We start from the raw sequence: 16,882 nt of genomic DNA, 5'->3' as shown, positions 1-16,882 counted from the left end.
ATCAATGCCGCAAACTGATCTTTCAACCCAGTTTCCCTCGCGCCTCGTCGGTCGATATGCGTTGGTGACCGGCGCCTCCCAGGGCATCGGGCGCGCCGTCGCCATCCGGCTCGCTCAGGAAGGCGCGACCGTCGCCATCAACTATTTCGATCATCCCCAAAGAGCGGAGGAGACGCTCGCGCTTGCGCGGACGGCCTCGATCGATCGCAGCCATGGCAAGCTCGATCATGTCATTGTGAAGGCCGACGTCAGCAAGGAGCAGGAGGTCGCCGTGATGTTCGAGACCGTCCTGGCGCGCTGGAAGCGTCTCGACTGCCTCGTCAACAACGCCGGCTTCCAAAAGGAGTCGCCGAGCGAGGCGCTCGACATCGAAACCTATCGCCGCATCATCGACGTCAATCTGAATGGCGCGGTGCTTTGCGCGCAGAAGGCGCTGGCGCATTTCGTCGCGCGCGGCGGAGGCGGCAGCATCATCAACTGCTCCAGCGTTCACCAGATCATCCCGAAGCCCGGCTATCTCGCTTATTCGATCAGCAAGGGCGGCATGGCCAATCTGACGCGCACACTGGCGCTCGAATTCGCCGGCCGCGGCATCCGGGTCAACGCGGTCGGACCGGGGGCGATCGATACGCCGATCAACGCGGCCTGGACCGGCGACGCTGAAAAGCGCGCCAACGTCGCAAGCCACATTCCGCTCGGGCGCGTCGGCACGCCGGAAGAGATCGCCGCCGTGTTCGCCTTCCTCGCCTCGGATGATGCGAGCTACATCACGGGGCAGACGATCTATGCCTGCGGCGGCCTGACGCTGTTTCCCGAGTTTCGCGACAACTGGGCAAGTTAGCCCGCTGCACGGGCGCATCTGGTAAAGGCGGGCCAAGGCGACTACATCTGCGCCATGGCCAATCATCCGCTCCAGGATTTCGTCGAACGGCACGAAAATCTGTTCGTGCTGACCGGGGCCGGCTGCAGCACCAATTCGGGCATTCCCGATTATCGCGACAGCCAGGGCAACTGGAAGCGGACCCAGCCGGTCAATTTCCAGGCTTTCATGTCGGAAGAGCGTACGAGGCAACGCTATTGGGCGCGCAGCCTGATCGGATGGCGGCGGTTCGGCCAGGCCCGCCCGAACGACGCGCACCATGCGCTGGCTCGGCTCGAGGCCGGCGGGCGGTGCGGGATGCTGCTGACCCAGAACGTCGACCGCCTGCATCAATCCGCCGGCCACCGGCGGGTGATCGATCTGCACGGCCGGCTCGACCTCGTCCGCTGCATGGGATGCGGCGGCAAGACGCCGCGTCACGAATTCCAGGATGCACTCAGCCGCGCCAATGCGGAGTGGCTGGGGCTCGATGCCGCGGACGCGCCGGACGGCGATGCCGATCTGGAGCACGTGGATTTCTCGTACTTCACGGTGCCGGCCTGCGAATCCTGCGGCGGCATTCTCAAGCCCGACGTCGTCTTCTTCGGCGAGAACGTGCCGCGCGACGTGGTCGCGACCGCGCAGGATCATCTGGCGCAGGCCGATGCGATGCTGATCGTCGGCTCGTCGCTGATGGTCTATTCCAGCTTCCGCTTCGTGCGGGCCGCCGCGCAGCGGCAGATCCCGATCGCCGCAGTCAATCTCGGACGCACCCGCGCCGACGATCTGCTGACGCTCAAGGTCGAGGAGCGCTGCGAAGCAGCCCTTGCATTCCTGCTCTGAGGCCACGCCAAACCGCCTACTCGAGAGGGGATGCGGCTCGCATCGCGGTCAGCTTGGCTCCGGATAAAGCCGCAGGAATGCCGACGACGTATCGCTCGCCCGCCGCGCGATCTCGCCGGCACTGGGGCGACTGGTCGCCTGAAGCAGCAGACCGGTCAACAGATCGCCCCACAGCAGCCCCCAAAATTGCTGAACCATTGCGTCGGCATCTCCAGCAACAAGTCCTGCTGACTTGGCGTTTTGCATGATCAGGCGGAGTGAATCACGCATGGGCTTGCGAGCCATCGAATCCAGCGCCTGTGCAACCTTTGGCGCCTGCACTGCCTCGGATATGGCCAGCCGGAACATGGCGACGACGACCGGATCGGTCGCCTCTGTCAGGAGAGTTGTTCCCACCGCGGTCAGCACCTTGGCGAGGCTTTCCCGGTCGCGCAGCGCCGGTAGATCGAGCGGTGCCTGGAGCCGCTGGGCCCGTTCGGTGATGCATGCGACCAGCATCGCTTCCTTGTTGCCGAAGAGCGCGTAGAGCTCCCTCTTCGAAACCCGTGCGCGCGTTGCAATCTCCAGCGTGCTGGTCTGCGCATAGCCGCCCTCCATGAACGCGGAAAAGGCCGCGCCCAGGATCCTGTTCCGGATCCCGGCGCCTTCAGCGTCGTTCTCGGGCGGCTTCTTTCTCGGACTCATCGGCGCATTCTTTTCGCTTGACTCGGTACTGGTTAGTACCATATCGCTGGCAGCGTGGTACTTGATCGTACCAAGGCCGACTCCGGCAGTAAAGGATCGTTGTGATGACGAAGACAATCCTCGTGACCTCGGCAGCGGGTGGCATCCAGGGCAGCACCGGTCGGCATGTTTCCGAGATGCTGCTGGCACGCGGTGTGCGGGTCCGTGCGTTTGTGCGCCAAATCGACCAACGGTCCGATCGCCTGAAATCACTCGGTGCTGAAATCTTCGTCGGCGATTTCCTCGATGCCCGGTCTGTCGAACAGGCAGTAAGGGACGTTTCGTCGATCTACTTTGCCTATCCGGTCCAGGACGGACTGGCTGACGCCACCGCAGGCATGGCGTTCGCCGCGCGCAGGCATGGTGTGTCCCGGCTCGTCAATCTCGTAATGTATCGGTCGTCGATCGACGCGCCGACGCCGCGCATGAGGCAGAACTACCTGGCAGAACAGGTGTTCGAGTGGGCAGGTGTCGGCCCGCTGCACCTCCGGGCTGCCGTGTTCTACGAGACGGTGGCGCGTCTGATTGGCGCGAGCTTGCCGGCCCGCGGTGCGATCCGACTGCCGCTCGGGAATGAAAGCACCATTCTGCCGATGATCTCGGCCGAAGACGTCGCGCGGATCGCTGTGGGCCTGCTCACCGGCCCCGAGAGGGCCGCAGGAACCGCATATCCCGTTCTAGGAAGCGTCAACTCCGTCGCGGACATCGTCGGCGCCTTCGCCCGGGTCTTCAACAGGGACATCCATTATGAGGAAGTCACCGACGAGGAGTGGCGGAGCGAGGTTCTCGCGCGACGCTGGAATTCGCATGCGGTCGAGCATCTCTCCTCGTTGTGGAAGGCGCTCCGGGCCGCTGCGCTTTCGCCCGGGACCACCCGGTTCGCCGTGACCGACGCCATCGAAGAAATTGGCGGCACCAAACCCAAGACCTTTGAGCAATTCGTTCGCGAGCGTCAGTCAGAGCTGGCCGTGACGGCACTTGGCGCCAACGCGAAAGGCTAGCGCGCCGCCGCCAAGCGGCGCTTGCATTCCTGCTGTGAGTGCACCAACGGCACTCGCTCCGCCGCATAGGTGCCACGCGCTTCACCATCGGCGCCGTCGCTGGTATGAGAATTGCTGCGGTTTTCGCGCAATTTGACGATCAGCACGGAGAGCTTTGGAATGCTTGAGGGAGCCGAGGTGCGGCTTGCGGTCGATATCGGCGGCACATTCACGGATATCGTGCTCGATGTGGGTGAGATGCGCAAGACCCGCAAGCTGCTGACGACGCCGACCCGGCCGGAGGAAGCGGTGCTGGACGGAATGCGTCTCATTCTGGGCGATGCATGTGCGCATTTCAGCGACATCGACGTCTTCATCCACGGCACCACGCTCGCCACCAACGCAATCATCGAGCGGCGCGGCGCGAAGACAGCGCTGATCGCGACGGACGGCTTCCGCGACGTGCTCGATATCGGCACCGAGAGCCGCTACGACCAGTACGATCTCAGCATCGACAAGCCGAAGCCGCTGGCGCCGCGCAATCTGCGCTTCACCGTGCCCGAGCGCATCGACGCGCACGGTGCGGTCCGTCTCCCGCTCGACGAGGCCGCTGTGCGTGCGCTGGCGCCGAAATTGCGTGCGCTGAACATCGAGAGCGTTGCGATCGCGTTCCTGCATTCCTACGCCAATCCCGAGCACGAGCGGCGCACGGCTGCGATCCTGGCAGAGGAGATCCCCGGCATCTCGCTGACCGTGTCCTCGGCCGTGTGTCCGGAAATCCGTGAATATGAGCGTACCTCGACCGCCGTGGCCAACGCCTATGTGCAGCCGCTGATCGACGGCTATCTCGCCCGCATGTCCGATGCCTTGCAGATCGAGCAGTACCGCGGCGCCATCTATCTCGTCACCTCCGGCGGCGGCGTCACCTCGCTCGAGACGGCGCGGCGGTTTCCGGTGCGGCTGGTCGAATCCGGCCCGGCCGGCGGCGCCATTTTCGCGGCGCAGATCGCGGCACGGCTCGGCGAGAGCAAGGTGCTCTCCTTTGACATGGGCGGCACCACCGCAAAGATCTGCCTGATCGAAAACTATCAGCCCGAGACCTCGCGCGTGTTCGAGGTCGATCGTGCCGCGCGTTTCCTCAAAGGCTCCGGCCTGCCGGTCCGGATTCCCGTGATCGAGATGGTCGAGATCGGCGCCGGCGGCGGCTCGATCGCGCATGTCGACGCCATGAAGCGCGTCACCGTCGGTCCGGAGAGCGCCTCGTCCGAACCGGGCCCGGCCTGCTACGGCCGCGGCGGCCAGCGCCCGGCCGTGACGGATGCCGACGTAGCCCTCGGCATGATCGATCCCGACGATTTTGCGGGTGGCACGATGAAGCTCGACCCGGAGCTATCGAAACGGGCGCTGTTGAGCAGCGTCGGTGAGCCGCTGGGCCTGTCGGCGGAAACGGCAGCCTATGCCGTGCACGAGGTCGTCTGCGAGAACATGGCGAGCGCGGCGCGCGTGCATGCGGTCGAGCGCGGTGCCGTGGTCGGCGAGCACACGTTGATTGCGTTCGGTGGCGCCGCACCGCTGCATGCGGCGCGCGTCGCCGAGAAGATCGGCGTCTCCCGGGTGATCGTGCCGTCGAATGCGGGCGTCGGCTCGGCGGTTGGATTTCTTGCGGCTCCGATTGCCTATGAGCTGGTGCGCAGCCGTCACGTCCGGCTCGACGATTTCGACACCGACGCGGTCTCGGATCTGCTTCGGGAGATGGCGGCCGAGGCGCGTGTGCTGGTTGAGCCCGGTGCCGCCGGCGCGCCGGTACACGAACGCCGCGCCGCCTTCATGCGCTATGTCGGCCAGGGCCACGAGATCGCGATCGAGCTGCCGAACCGGCGGCTGACGCCGGCTGATCTCGCGGGCCTTCGCGAGACGTTCGAGGCCGACTATGCGGCGATGTTCGAACGATCGATCCCGGGCGCCGCGATCGAGGTGTTGAGCTGGTCGGTGCTCGCGACCACCGAGGCGCGCAATCCAGCCCGCGTCGCCGATGTGGCACGGATGCCCGCTGGCAAGGCCTCCGGCAGCCGAAAATTCTTCGACGGCCGGGCAGGGGAGGTGATCGATATCCCGCTCTATCGGCGCGAGGATATGGCGCCCGGCGCGACCATTGCCGGCCCTGCCGTGATCGCGGAGGACGAAACCTCGACCTTTGTCTCCACCAGTTTTGACGCCCATATCGACGGTGCCGGCAGCATCGTCATGGAACGGAAGGCGGCGTGACCATGAGCAAGCCAAGCGGCGCGAGCCTAATCGATCTCCAGATCATGTGGCACCGGCTGATCGCCGTGGTCGAAGAGCAGGCGCAGGTGCTGCTGCGCACCGCCTTCAGCCCGATTGTGCGCGAATGCGGCGACCTCTCCGCCGGCGTGTTCGACCTCAAGGGGCGGATGTTGGCACAGGCGGTGACGGGCACGCCCGGTCACGTCAACTCGATGGCGGAATCGGTCAAGCACTTCATCGCCCACTTCCCGCTTCAGACGATGAGAGAAGGCGATGCCTACATCACCAACGATCCCTGGATGGGCACCGGTCATCTCAACGATTTCGTGGTCACCACGCCCTGCTTCAAGGACGGCAAGTTGGTGGCGCTGTTCTCGTGCACCAGCCATCTCATGGACATCGGCGGTATCGGCTTCGGGCCCGACGCCACCGACGTGTTCATGGAGGGGCTCTACATCCCCATGCTGAAGCTGATCGACCAGGGCATCGTCAACGAGACGCTGATAGCGATGATCCGCACCAACACGCGGCTGCCGATCGATACCGAGGGCGACACCTATTCGCTCGCCGGCTGCAACGATGTCGGTTGCGAGCGGCTGGTCGAGATGATGACCGCGTTCGGCATCGACACGCTCGACGAACTCGGCGACTACATCTGCGACCGCTCGCGCGAGGCGGTGCTGGCCGAGATCGCAAAATTGCCGAAGGGCAGCTGGCGCAACAGCATGGTGGTTGACGGCTACGACGCCCCGGTCACGCTGGCGGCGACGCTGACGATCTCGGATGCCGGCATTCACGTCGATTTCGACGGCACTTCGGCCGCGTCCAGGTACGGCATCAACGTGCCGCTCTCCTACACCACGGCCTATACCGTGTTCGGTCTCGGCTGCGTCGTCGCCTCGCAGATCCCGAACAACGCCGGCTCGCTCTCGCCGTTGACGGTGTCCGCGCCTGCGGGTGCAATCCTGAATGCGCCGAAGCCGGCGCCGGTCGCCTCGCGCCACATCATCGGCCAGATGCTGCCCGACGTCGTGTTCGGCTGTCTGCGACAGATCATCCCCGAGCGCGTCCCGGCCGAAGGCACCTCCTGCCTGTGGAATCTCAACGTTCGCGGACAGACGCGAAGCGGCGCCGGCGGCAACTACGGATTCTCCATGGCGGTCACCAGCAACGGCGGCACCGGTGCGCGCTTTGCGAAGGACGGCCTGTCGGCGACCGCCTATCCCAGCGGCGTGCGCGGCACCCCGGTCGAGATCGCGGAGACGCAGACGCCGTTGATCTTCTGGCGCAAGGAGCTGCGTCCGGATTCCGGCGGGGCAGGGCGCAGCCGCGGCGGCCTCGGCCAGATCATCGAGGTCGGCAGCGGCGTCGATGCGCCGTTCGATATTCTCGCTGCATTCGACCGCATCGATCATCCGCCGCGCGGCCGCGACGGAGGCCTTGACGGCGAGGCCGGCTATGTCGGCCTGAAATCCGGAAAGAAGCTGCGCGGCAAGGGTTTTCAGCAGGTGCCGGCGGACGACCGTCTGGTGGTCCTGACGCCCGGCGGCGCCGGCATCGGTGCACCGACCGAGCGCGATCGCGCGGCGGTCAAGGACGACGTCGAGAGTGGCCTCGTGTCGGTCGACAATGCGGCTGCGGTTTACGGATACGCGCGGTAACGCGCCAACGTCCCGCCCCTGGCGGCCGGGACGTTGCCATTGATGGGCTGGCCTTACGCCGCCGCCTTCTTCCGCGCCTGCTCCGCCTTGTACAGTTCGAACTCTTCCGCGATGGCCTTTGCGATCGACGGCCGCTGGCGATGGCGCTCGTAGTAAGCCTTCACGTTCGGCCATTTTGCCAGATCGATCGGCGGGGTCGCCATGGTCCAATTGATGACCGTGACGAGATACGCATCCGCGACGCTGAAATGATCGAGCAGGAAGTCGCGGCCCTTGAGGTAGTTGTCGAGATAGTCGAGCCGCGACAGGTTCTTCTCCAGCACGTAGGCTTTGGCTTCCTGGGGCGCCTTGCGGTCGAGCACGGGCACGAACAGGCCCTTGTGCAGTTCGGTGCCGATGAAGCAGAGCCATTGATGCAGGCGCGTGCGATCGATCCCGGGTCGCGTGCCGATGCCGGACTGCGGGAAAAAGTCGGCGACATATTGCAGGATCGCGGCGTTCTCGGTCAGCACCACGCCGTCGTCGGTGCGCAGCGTCGGCACCAGGCCGATCGGGTTGACGGCGCGAAAATCGGAGCCGTCGTTCAGCACTGTCTTGGTCGGCGGATCGACTTCGAGATAATTCGCTTCGGCGCCGGCTTCGTACAACGCGATGCGGGTCGCCATCGAACAGGCGAGCGGCGAAAAATAGACGTCCATCTGTGGCCTCCTTGGGCAAATCCCTGGGTGTTTCTTCAGAGTTCAACCTGGCCAGATTGATTTTTGTACTATCTTGCATATTATATCGAGGGTCAAGGATTAATTGCGAGATGGTACAAAAATCAAAGGGACCGCCTGCAGCGGCATCCGAGCAGCCGAAGCGCCGCGGCCGCCCGCGTGCCTACGAACCCGACGTCGCGCTCCGCAAGGCGCTCGATCTGTTCCGCACCCAGGGTTTTGCCGCCACCTCGCTCGACGATCTCAGCGAAGCGACCGGCATGAACCGGCCGAGCCTCTACGGCGCCTTTGGCGACAAGCGCGAGCTCTACATCAAGAGCTACCAGCGCTACCGCGATGACGCGCGCGCCTCGATGCGCGAGATCTTTCGCGAGGAGATGCCGCTGCGCCAGCGTCTGGAACGCATTTTCGCCTCCGCACTGAACATCTATCTCTCCGGCGACACGGGGCCGCGCGGCTGCTTCACGGTGGTCACCGCGGCCTCTGAAGCCGTGGGTGATCCCGATATCCGCGCCATGGTGCTGGACGGCCTCTCCGAACTCGACAAGGCTTTCGCCAGTTGCTTCCGCCGCGCCAAGGAAAAGGGCGAATTGCCGGATAGCGCCGACCCCGCCGTGCTGGCGCAACTCGCTTCGGCAACAGTGCACTCGATCGCCGTCCGTTCCCGCGTCCGAGTGCCGCGGAAGGAACTGGAGGCAATCGTGACCGGGGCGATTGATCTGATGGTGGGAGCTGGCGCTAACGGTCGAGTCGTCCCGGCGAAGGCCGGGACCCATAACCACAGGGATTGAGGGTTCAAGCTCCTCGTACCGAAGACCATCGCGGCATCACGCGGTATGGGTCCCGGCCTTCGCCGGGACGACATACGTTAGCAGCGCGATCACGTACCGTTATGCCGCGCGGATATGCGCGAGGAAGCGGTCGACCTCATCGCGCAGCCGTTGCGACTGCCTGGACAACTCGACCGCCGAACCCAGCACTTCCTCGGCCGCCGTGCCCGTGGCGGCGATGCCGTCGGTGACACCGGCGATGTTCTGCGAGACTTCGCCGGTGCGGGCCGCGGCCTGCTGGACGTTCTGCGCGATCTCCTGGGTCGCCGTGCCTTGCTGGCCGACCGCGGCCGCGATCGCCGCCGAGATTTCGTCGACCTGCTGGATCGTCGCGCAGATCGACTGGATGCCTTCCACGGCGCCACTGGTCTCGCCCTGCACGGCCGTCACCTGCGCCCCGATCTCCTCGGTGGCCTTTGCGGTCTGGGTTGCCAGCGCCTTGACCTCGGAGGCGACGATCGCGAAGCCGCGGCCGGCCTCGCCCGCGCGCGCCGCTTCGATGGTGGCATTGAGCGCCAGCAAATTGGTTTGCCCCGCGATGCCGCTGATGAAGGAGACCACGTCGCCGATCTTCTGGGCTGCCTCGGCCAGGCTCTGCACGCGCGCATTCGACTGCCGTCCGTCGCTCGCGGCCTTGCCGACCACTTCGGTCGCATGGGCAAGCCGCCGGCTGATCTCGGTCATCGACGAGGACAGCTCTTCGGCAGCGGCCGCCACCGTCTGCACGTTCTCCGAGGCGAGCGCCGAGGCCGACGACACCGTGCGGGTCTGCTGCCGTGACTGCTCGACGATGGCCGACATCGAGCGCGCGGTGTGCTCCATCTCGACCGCGGCTGCCGACACGGTGGTGACGACGTCGCGGATGCTGGCCTCGAAATTGTCGGCGAGCGCGGCAAACGCACGGCGCTTCTCCGATTCGGACTGCGCCTTGGCGTCGGCCTGTTCGGCCTGAAGCTTGCTGAAGTTCAGCGCGTTGTCGCGGAACACCGCGACCGCCTTCGCCATCGCGCCGACCTCGTCATCCGCCTTGCTGGCGGGGATCACGACCTCGAGCCGTCCGTTCGCAAGCTCGCGCATGGCGGTCGTGATCGACAGGATCGGCCGCGAGATGCTGCGGGCGATGAGATAGCCGACGATCGCTGCGAGGATCAGGCCGAGAGCGGCAATTCCCATCGCCAATATCCAGGCGCGATCGGCGGACGCTTCGTAATCGGCGTTGTCCATCACCAGTTCGACGGCGCCAAGCGGTTTTCCGGAGAAATCCCTGATGGGCCCGAGCAGCGCCGCGACCGGCGCGCCGTCGAGCTTCGCTTGCCGCACCGTGAAGCTGCCCCCGGTGGCGCGGCCGTAATCAGCCGCTTCGAAGAAGCTCTTGCCCTTCAGCGTGCCGCCGAAAAGCTTGAAGCCGCCGCCGTCGGCGAGATGGAAGGCAATGTCGACGTGGCGACTGGCCCTGAAGTCGTCGAGGAATGACTGGCCGAAGGTCAGGCCGAACTCCACCGAACCGAGATGCTTGCCGGCTTGCGCGATCGGCACCACGCCGCGGATGCCGAGCCCTGCGAGGCCGCCCTCGAGGCCGACCACGACCTTGTGCTCCTGGTTGGCGTCGACAACAGTCTTGCGGAAAGTGGAGAGGTCGTCGCCGAATTTGGCGGGCTGGTGCACGCGTAGGAAGGAGGTCGCGGGCGGCGTATGGAACTGGAACTGCTCGACGCCGTATTCCGACTTGGTCGCGGCAAACACCGGCCCGAACAGTCCGACCAGGGAGCTGCGATCCTGCTTGGCCATCGCCTCCTGCGTCGCCGGCATTGCGGCCACCACCGCGCTCATGGCGGCGGCGCGGTGGGACTCTTCCGAAATCCGCGACAGCAGCGCATCATAATGGCTGCGCAGCTCGCGCTGGTCGGCGCGGTCGATGATCCCCGCGATGATCCACATCGCCCCAAGCACGGCAAACAGGGCGGTCGCCGCCGCCGTCGCCGCCAGCGCAACCGTGATCCGCATCCTGAGGCCAAGCGTCACCGGCATGTCCGACTCGTTCTTTGAGCATTGGTTAAGAACGACTATCAACTTCTCGCTAAGAGAGGGTGAACAGGGAGTGGGAACGGGGTGTTCGAGCCGTCCTAGCTATTGGCCAAAACGTCGGTGTCGTCCCGGCGAAGGCCGGGACCCATACCGCGGCATCTATCGATAGTGGTCGGTCGCAGTACCGAACTGCGATTCTTCGCCAAACTACACCCCGTGGTTATGGTCCCGGCCTTCGCCGGGACGACATCGAATGTGTAATGCCGGTGAGCCCTAATACCCTCTTCCCCGGTCCACCACATTCTCCAGCGCGCCGTCCGCCTCGAACCGCGCGATCTGCTCGGCGACGTAGGCCGAGATCGCATCCGCGTCGGTGTCGGCAGCGTTGTGCGGCGTCAGCAGCACCTTCGGGTGGGTCCAGAACCGGCTGTCCTTTGGCTGTGGTTCCTCTACGAAGACGTCGAGCGAGGCGGCGCCGAGCGTGCCGTCGTCGAGGCAGGCCAGAATATCGGCTTCGTTCTGGAGGCCGCCGCGGCCGGCATTGATCAGCACGGGCGCGCCGAGCGGGCTGTTGCGGTTGAGCTTGGTAAAAACGTCGCGATTGAGGATGCCGTGCGTGTCCGGCGTCAGCGGCAACAGGGCGACCAGGATGTCGGTCGCGCCCAGGAACGCGTCGATCTGCGCCGCGCCATGGAAGCATTCGACGCCCTCGATCGTGCGCGGGCTGCGGCTCCAGCCGGACACACGGAAGCCGAGCCGCCGCAGCACGTCGGCCGCATCGGCGCCGAGCGTGCCCAGCCCCATCACGCCGACCGTGACCGCGCTCGCCGGCCACTGATACCTTGGCGCCCAGAGCTTCTCGCGCTGCGACTGCCGCAGATAAAGCTCCTGACGGTGGTGCATCAAGACGTGCAGCACGACATATTCGGTCATGCGGTTGGTGAGATCGGGCACGGCGACGCGGACCAGCGGCACGTCGGGCAGGCTGTTATCCGCCATCAGCGCATCGACGCCGGCGCCGAGATTGAAGATCGCGCGCAAGTTCGGGAATGCCTTGAGATCGCCCGGCACCGGCTTCCACACCGCGGCATAGTGCACCTCCGCCGGATCGAGCCCGGCATCGGGCAGCAGCACCACGCCGCGGTCGCCGCAGACTGCCTCGAACCGGGCCTTCCAACGCTCCGGCAGCCAGTTCTGCTGCGTGCTGTTGATCAGGACGGCCAGTGTGCCTTTGCTCATTCGAAGCGCCTCGTCGGGTTCCGTTTCAGGGCTCTCCTTGGCACGATCCACCGGTTTTTTCTTGCAAATTTTTTCCGCAGCCCTGTCGGGCCGGGGCATATTGGATCGTCTTCAAAACAAGTGTTCGGGGAAGGTGCTGCCCATGCTTTATGCGATCCTTTGCTACCATGACGAGGACTTCGTCGGCTCCTGGAGCAAGGACCAGGACGACGCGGTGATGAAGAAGCTCGCCGTGGTGCAGGACAAGCTCACCAAGGAGGGTCGGCTCGGCCCGGTGGCGCGGCTGTTGCCGACCACGGCAGCCGCGACGCTGCGCAAGGAGGAGCCGCCGCTGGTCATAGACGGCCCCTATGCCGAGACCAAGGAGCAGTTGCTCGGCTTCTACATCGTCGATTGCAAGAACCTTGACGAGGCGCTCGATGTCGCGCGCGACCTCGGCGCGGCCAATCCCGGCGGCGCCTATGAGGTGCGCCCCGTGGGCGTGTTCAGGCCCGGAGGAAATCTGACGTGAGCGAAGCTGATACCGGCTGGATCGAGACCGCGCTGACCTCGGCGCGACCTCAGGCGGTCGGCGCGCTGCTCCGTTATTTCCGCGATCTCGATACCGCCGAGGAAGCCTTCCAGAACGCGTCCTTGCGCGCGCTGAAAACTTGGCCGCAGAACGGGCCGCCGCGCGATCCCGCGGCCTGGCTGATCATGGTCGGCCGCAACGTCGCGATCGACGAGGTGCGCCGCACCCGCAAGCAGCAGCCGTTGCCGGAGGACGATCAGGCGATCTCCGATCTCGACGACGCCGAAGGCGCACTTGCCGAACGCCTCGACGGCTCGCATTATCGCGACGATATCTTGCGGCTGATGTTCATCTGCTGCCATCCGCAGCTGCCGGCGACGCAGCAGATCGCGCTCGCGCTTCGCATCGTCTCCGGCCTGACCGTGAAGCAGATCGCGCGGGCCTTCCTGGTCTCGGACGCGGCGATGGAGCAGCGCATTACCCGCGCCAAGGCGAGGGTCGCGGATGCCGGCGTGCCGTTCGAGACGCCCGGCGCGGTCGAGCGCTCGGAGCGGCTCGCCGGCGTCGCGGCGATGATCTATTTGATCTTCAACGAGGGCTATTCGGCCAGCGGCGACACCGCCGAAATCAGAAAGCCGCTGTGCGAGGAGGCGATCCGGCTGGCGCGGCTGTTGCTGCGGCTGTTCCAGAGCGAGCCGGAGATCATGGGACTGGCGGCGTTGCTGCTGTTGCAGCATGCACGCAGCGCAGCGCGCTTTGCCGAGGACGGCTCGCTCATTCTGCTGGATGACCAGGACCGCTCGCTGTGGAACGGCACCATGATCGCCGAGGGTCTGGCGCTGATCGACAAGGCGATGCGTCATCACCGCAGCGGACCCTATCAGATCCAAGCCGCGATCGCCGCGCTGCATGCGCGCGCCGCCACGCCGGAGGAGACCGACTGGTCCCAGATCGACCTGCTCTACGGCGCGCTGGAGCTGATGCAGCCCTCGCCGGTGGTGACGCTTAACCGCGCGGTCGCGGTGTCCAAGGTGCGCGGGCCGCAGGCGGCGCTCGATCTGATCGAGCCTCTGGCGCCAAAACTCGCCAACTATTTCCATTTCTACGGCGTGCGCGGCGCCTTCCTGATGCAGCTCGGGCGCAATGACGAAGCGCGCGTCGCCTTCGACCGCGCCATCGCGCTGGCCAATACGTCGGCGGAGGCCGCCCACATCCGCATGCACATCGATCGCCTGATCCGGGATAGCCAGCCGAAGGATGGCAACGGAAACACCCGGAAAGGTGCGAAGGCGACATAGGGCGTCTCTGTTGCCACGGCGTCATCCCGGGCCACGGCGAAAAGATTCGTGCAGACGTGTCGGACTTACGCAATCCGCTTCGTCCTAGGCCCGTGTCCAGGGAGCCATTCATGCTGAAAGCTGTTGCCATCGTCACCGTCGTGCTCACGGCCGGGATCGCCGCCGTCTTCGTCTTCGCGCTGACCAAGCCGGACAATTTTCGCGTCGAGCGCTCGCTCGCCGTGAAGGCGCCGGCCGATGCCATCTATCCGATGGTCGCCGATTTCCACTTCTGGACCAGCTGGTCGCCCTACGAGGGTCGCGACCCCGCCATGAAGCGCAGCTTCGGCGGAACCGCGCTGGGAAAGGGCGCGACCTATGCCTGGGACGGCAACAACAATGTCGGTGCCGGCCAGATGGAGATCCTCGAGGCGAGCACGCCGTCGAAACTGCGCATCAAGCTCGATTTCGAGCGTCCCTTCGAGGGCCACAACATCGCCGAGTTCACCTTTGTGCCGCAAGGCGATGCAACACTGGTCACGTGGGCGATGTACGGTCCGGCCCCGTTCCTGTCCAAGCTGATGCAGGTCTTTGTCAACATGGACAGCATGATCGGCAAGGATTTTGAGGCCGGTCTCGCCAGCCTCAAGAAGCTCACGGAGAAGTAAAAAGCTCTACGACAAGGAGAGAAACGATGCTCAATCCCTATCTGTTCTATCAGGACACCTGCGAAGCTGCGTTCAACTTCTATGCCAAGGTTCTCGGTGGCAAGATCGAGATGATAATGCGTGCCTCCGAGGGGCCGCCGGACATGCGGCCCTCGCCCGGCCGCGAGAACATGATCATGCATGCGCGGATGTCGCTGCCGGACGGCAGCGTGCTGATGGCGTCCGATGCGCCGCCGGAACATGTTGAGAAGCCGCAGGGGTTTTCGATTTCGTTGACGGTCACCGAGGTCGCCGATGCCGAGCGCAAGTTCAACGCGCTCGCCGATGGCGGCACCGTCACCATGCCCTTCAGCAAGACTTTCTGGGCCAAGGGATTTGGCATGTGCGTCGACAAGTTCGGCATCCCCTGGATGGTGAACTGCCCGGCGGAAGGGACGTGAGGACGGGCGTGATCGCCCGAGTAAAGCGTTGAGCCGCGACGCTCTCTCTTTCTAATTTACGAGAGAGGGCGTCGCGTCGAATCGCGATGGTGCCGTCCCCTGCACCGATGCCGGGAACTTGGATTGCGACGCTCATCGCATCGCACAACAATTGGCGAAATATTAGGCTGTAAAATCCACCTCAGAATCGCTTATTCTATTACCACAAAAGATACAATCTTGGGTGGACGTGACTTGGAAGGGAGCGACCGATGGCGGCGGCGCTACAAATTAATCTTGCTCTCTGGGGAATGCTGATCTGCGCCAGCATCAAGCTGGCGCCAATCATGCAGGCTGTTTTCTTTTAGAAGAACAGCCGCGCGGCTAGCACGAAAGTTCCGAGGCCCCAGTCCTCGAATCGTCATCGACAGCGCGGATAGATGGCAGCGAGGTCGCGGCCTCTGAGCAAAAGCAAGCGCGATGTCAGGCCGCCGCGCCGGCTGATCCAGTCGCGCACCGGACCGGGATAGGCTTGCAGCACGGCGTCGGAGGCCTCGGGTTCGGCATAGAAGCGTCCGCGCCGGTCGAGCGAGCGCGCCGCATGGAAGCCAAGCACTGCGCGCCGGGTGACGCAGATGCGCTCGCCCGGCACGATGCTTAGCACCAGCGTGCAGGCGGACAGGCACGGCCCGTCGATCACGACGCGTTCGCCGCTATCGCGCACCTTCTCGAACAAATCAAGGAACGGTCCGACCTGTCCGCCCGGACTCTGGATGATGCGGACCTCAGCGGACGCGGGCGTGGAGCTGAACAGCGCAGTCGCCAGCGTGATCATCGTGACGAACGCGGGGCATTGCATGCAGCACTCCTAACCGTTGCGCCGCTGGCCCCGCAGCGTCGGCAGACCGATACCCGCAGCATCGAAGCCGCCATCAACGGCCAAAATTTGGCCGGTGATATAGCTCGCGCTTCCTGAGCATAGAAAGTAGATCGCCTCCGCGAGTTCCGCTTCCAGGCCGTAGCGGTTGAGCGGGATGGCGTCGTGATAGTCGGCGCGGATTTCCGGCGTGTGCACCTGCTTCGCCATGGCGGTGTCGACCGGCCCTGGTGCCACGGCATTGACGCGGATGTTGAGCGATGCGAGCTCCACCGCGAGCTGTTTCGTCAGGTGCGCGAGCCCGGCCTTGCTGGTGCCGTAGGCCGAGCGGAGCGTCGAGGCGCGCACCGCCGAGATCGAGGTGATGTTGACGATGGCGCCGCCATTGTTGTCGCGCATCAACGGCACCGCGGCCTTCGTGCAGAGGAACGGGCCGGTGAGGTTGACCTCGATCACGCGGCGCCAGTCGGCCTCTGCGGTCTCCATCAGGGGTGCGAACACGGCAATCCCGGCATTGTTGACCAGCGCATCGAGCCGGCCGAAACGCCGCTCGATCGCCGTCATCGCGGCACCGACCGCGGCCGCGTCGGAGACGTCGCAGGTCAGCGCCAGCGTCGCCTCGCTTTGACCGAGTTCGGCCGATGCGCGGCCGAGCAATTCGCCCTCGATATCGAGCAGCGCGACGCGCCAGCCTTCGGCCAGGAATTTCTTCGCGGTCGCAAGCCCGATACCGCGTGCGGCTCCGGTCACGAGGGCGACTTTGGCGGGAGAGGAGGTCATGGCGCGGTCCATTGCTCGGGCCTGCGGCATGACAGTTTAGCCAGTGACGCGCAAGGGATCACAAATGGGGGACCACGTATCTGAGGCGGCCTATGTCGGATTGCTCCTGCTCGGGGGAACCCAAGCCTCGGCGTGAGACTGCAAATAAATTTCGCGCGCCTGTCGGTTCCTTGGAATGCCATTCGTCTTACAAGCGAGGAACGATCCGA

At 65.0% G+C, this 16,882-nt stretch carries 17 protein-coding genes; 10 read left to right on the top strand and 7 right to left on the bottom strand.

Annotated features, from left to right (window positions below):
• Positions 1 to 4: 4 nt before the first annotated feature.
• The gene (locus AC0L2O_RS17835) at positions 5 to 841 is read left to right on the top strand and encodes an SDR family oxidoreductase (RefSeq protein ID WP_473370616.1); all 837 of its coding nucleotides are present in this window, start codon (positions 5 to 7) and stop codon (positions 839 to 841) included.
• A gap of 54 nt (positions 842 to 895) precedes the next feature.
• Positions 896 to 1,702, top strand: a complete 807-nt coding sequence (locus tag AC0L2O_RS17830; protein WP_473370615.1) for an NAD-dependent protein deacetylase — start codon at positions 896 to 898, stop codon at positions 1,700 to 1,702.
• 48 nt (positions 1,703 to 1,750) lie between these two features.
• Here the strand turns inward: AC0L2O_RS17830 and AC0L2O_RS17825 are convergent, their stop codons facing one another.
• The gene (locus tag AC0L2O_RS17825; protein ID WP_473370614.1) at positions 1,751 to 2,503 is read right to left on the bottom strand and encodes a TetR/AcrR family transcriptional regulator; all 753 of its coding nucleotides are present in this window, start codon (positions 2,501 to 2,503) and stop codon (positions 1,751 to 1,753) included.
• Here AC0L2O_RS17825 and AC0L2O_RS17820 point away from each other — a divergent pair.
• Positions 2,491 to 3,426 (top strand): NmrA family NAD(P)-binding protein, encoded by a 936-nt coding sequence (locus AC0L2O_RS17820; protein WP_473370613.1) that lies wholly within the window; start codon positions 2,491 to 2,493, stop codon positions 3,424 to 3,426. The genes AC0L2O_RS17825 and AC0L2O_RS17820 overlap by 13 nt on opposite strands.
• Here AC0L2O_RS17820 and AC0L2O_RS17815 read toward each other — a convergent pair.
• Entirely contained in the window at positions 3,423 to 3,572 is a 150-nt protein-coding gene (locus tag AC0L2O_RS17815) for a hypothetical protein (protein WP_409192070.1), read from the bottom strand. The genes AC0L2O_RS17820 and AC0L2O_RS17815 overlap by 4 nt on opposite strands.
• A gap of 13 nt (positions 3,573 to 3,585) precedes the next feature.
• Between AC0L2O_RS17815 and AC0L2O_RS17810 the strand changes: the two genes are divergently transcribed.
• The gene (locus AC0L2O_RS17810; protein ID WP_473370612.1) at positions 3,586 to 5,670 is read left to right on the top strand and encodes a hydantoinase/oxoprolinase family protein; all 2,085 of its coding nucleotides are present in this window, start codon (positions 3,586 to 3,588) and stop codon (positions 5,668 to 5,670) included.
• Between the two features lie 2 nt (positions 5,671 to 5,672).
• On the top strand, positions 5,673 to 7,331 hold the full coding sequence (locus tag AC0L2O_RS17805; RefSeq protein WP_473370611.1) for a hydantoinase B/oxoprolinase family protein: 1,659 nt from the start codon (positions 5,673 to 5,675) through the stop codon (positions 7,329 to 7,331).
• A gap of 53 nt (positions 7,332 to 7,384) precedes the next feature.
• Here the strand turns inward: AC0L2O_RS17805 and AC0L2O_RS17800 are convergent, their stop codons facing one another.
• Positions 7,385 to 8,029 carry a glutathione binding-like protein gene (locus AC0L2O_RS17800; protein ID WP_473370610.1) on the bottom strand — a complete coding sequence of 215 codons (645 nt, stop codon included), beginning with the start codon at positions 8,027 to 8,029 and terminating at the stop codon, positions 7,385 to 7,387.
• Positions 8,030 to 8,139: 110 nt separating this feature from the next.
• Here AC0L2O_RS17800 and AC0L2O_RS17795 point away from each other — a divergent pair, with 110 nt between their 5' ends.
• A complete protein-coding gene (locus tag AC0L2O_RS17795; RefSeq protein WP_473370609.1) occupies positions 8,140 to 8,838 on the top strand; it encodes a TetR/AcrR family transcriptional regulator in 699 nt (232 codons plus the stop codon).
• Between the two features lie 99 nt (positions 8,839 to 8,937).
• Here AC0L2O_RS17795 and AC0L2O_RS17790 read toward each other — a convergent pair whose 3' ends face one another.
• A complete protein-coding gene (locus AC0L2O_RS17790; RefSeq protein ID WP_473370608.1) occupies positions 8,938 to 10,905 on the bottom strand; it encodes a methyl-accepting chemotaxis protein in 1,968 nt (655 codons plus the stop codon).
• A 270-nt stretch (positions 10,906 to 11,175) separates the two neighbouring features.
• On the bottom strand, positions 11,176 to 12,141 hold the full coding sequence (locus AC0L2O_RS17785; protein ID WP_473370607.1) for a 2-hydroxyacid dehydrogenase: 966 nt from the start codon (positions 12,139 to 12,141) through the stop codon (positions 11,176 to 11,178).
• A 142-nt stretch (positions 12,142 to 12,283) separates the two neighbouring features.
• On the opposite strand from AC0L2O_RS17785, the gene AC0L2O_RS17780 reads away from it, so the two are divergent.
• The 4 genes from AC0L2O_RS17780 (at position 12,284) to AC0L2O_RS17765 (ending at position 15,037) form a co-directional block, all read left to right on the top strand.
• Positions 12,284 to 12,652, top strand: coding sequence for a YciI family protein (locus AC0L2O_RS17780; RefSeq protein ID WP_409192075.1), 369 nt, complete (start codon positions 12,284 to 12,286; stop codon positions 12,650 to 12,652).
• Positions 12,649 to 13,950 carry an RNA polymerase sigma factor gene (locus tag AC0L2O_RS17775; protein WP_369721414.1) on the top strand — a complete coding sequence of 434 codons (1,302 nt, stop codon included), beginning with the start codon at positions 12,649 to 12,651 and terminating at the stop codon, positions 13,948 to 13,950. Before AC0L2O_RS17780 ends, AC0L2O_RS17775 begins: the two co-directional genes overlap by 4 nt.
• A 110-nt stretch (positions 13,951 to 14,060) precedes the next feature.
• Positions 14,061 to 14,597, top strand: coding sequence for an SRPBCC family protein (locus AC0L2O_RS17770; protein WP_473370606.1), 537 nt, complete (start codon positions 14,061 to 14,063; stop codon positions 14,595 to 14,597).
• Positions 14,598 to 14,623: 26 nt separating this feature from the next.
• Complete coding sequence (locus AC0L2O_RS17765; RefSeq protein WP_473370605.1) at positions 14,624 to 15,037, top strand: VOC family protein; 414 nt, start codon at positions 14,624 to 14,626, stop codon at positions 15,035 to 15,037.
• Positions 15,038 to 15,437: 400 nt separating this feature from the next.
• On the opposite strand, the gene AC0L2O_RS17760 is transcribed toward AC0L2O_RS17765, so the two are convergent.
• Together AC0L2O_RS17760 and AC0L2O_RS17755 are read right to left on the bottom strand one after the other, a co-directional pair.
• Positions 15,438 to 15,851, bottom strand: a complete 414-nt coding sequence (locus AC0L2O_RS17760) for a hypothetical protein (protein WP_369726649.1) — start codon at positions 15,849 to 15,851, stop codon at positions 15,438 to 15,440.
• Between the two features lie 33 nt (positions 15,852 to 15,884).
• Positions 15,885 to 16,673: an SDR family NAD(P)-dependent oxidoreductase gene (locus AC0L2O_RS17755; RefSeq protein ID WP_369721417.1), complete on the bottom strand. Its 789-nt coding sequence runs from the start codon at positions 16,671 to 16,673 to the stop codon at positions 15,885 to 15,887.
• Positions 16,674 to 16,882: the final 209 nt, after the last annotated feature.

The sequence above is a fragment of the Bradyrhizobium sp. Kon10 genome, from assembly GCF_055807395.1.
This window is presented reverse-complemented; position numbering and strand designations above follow the sequence as displayed.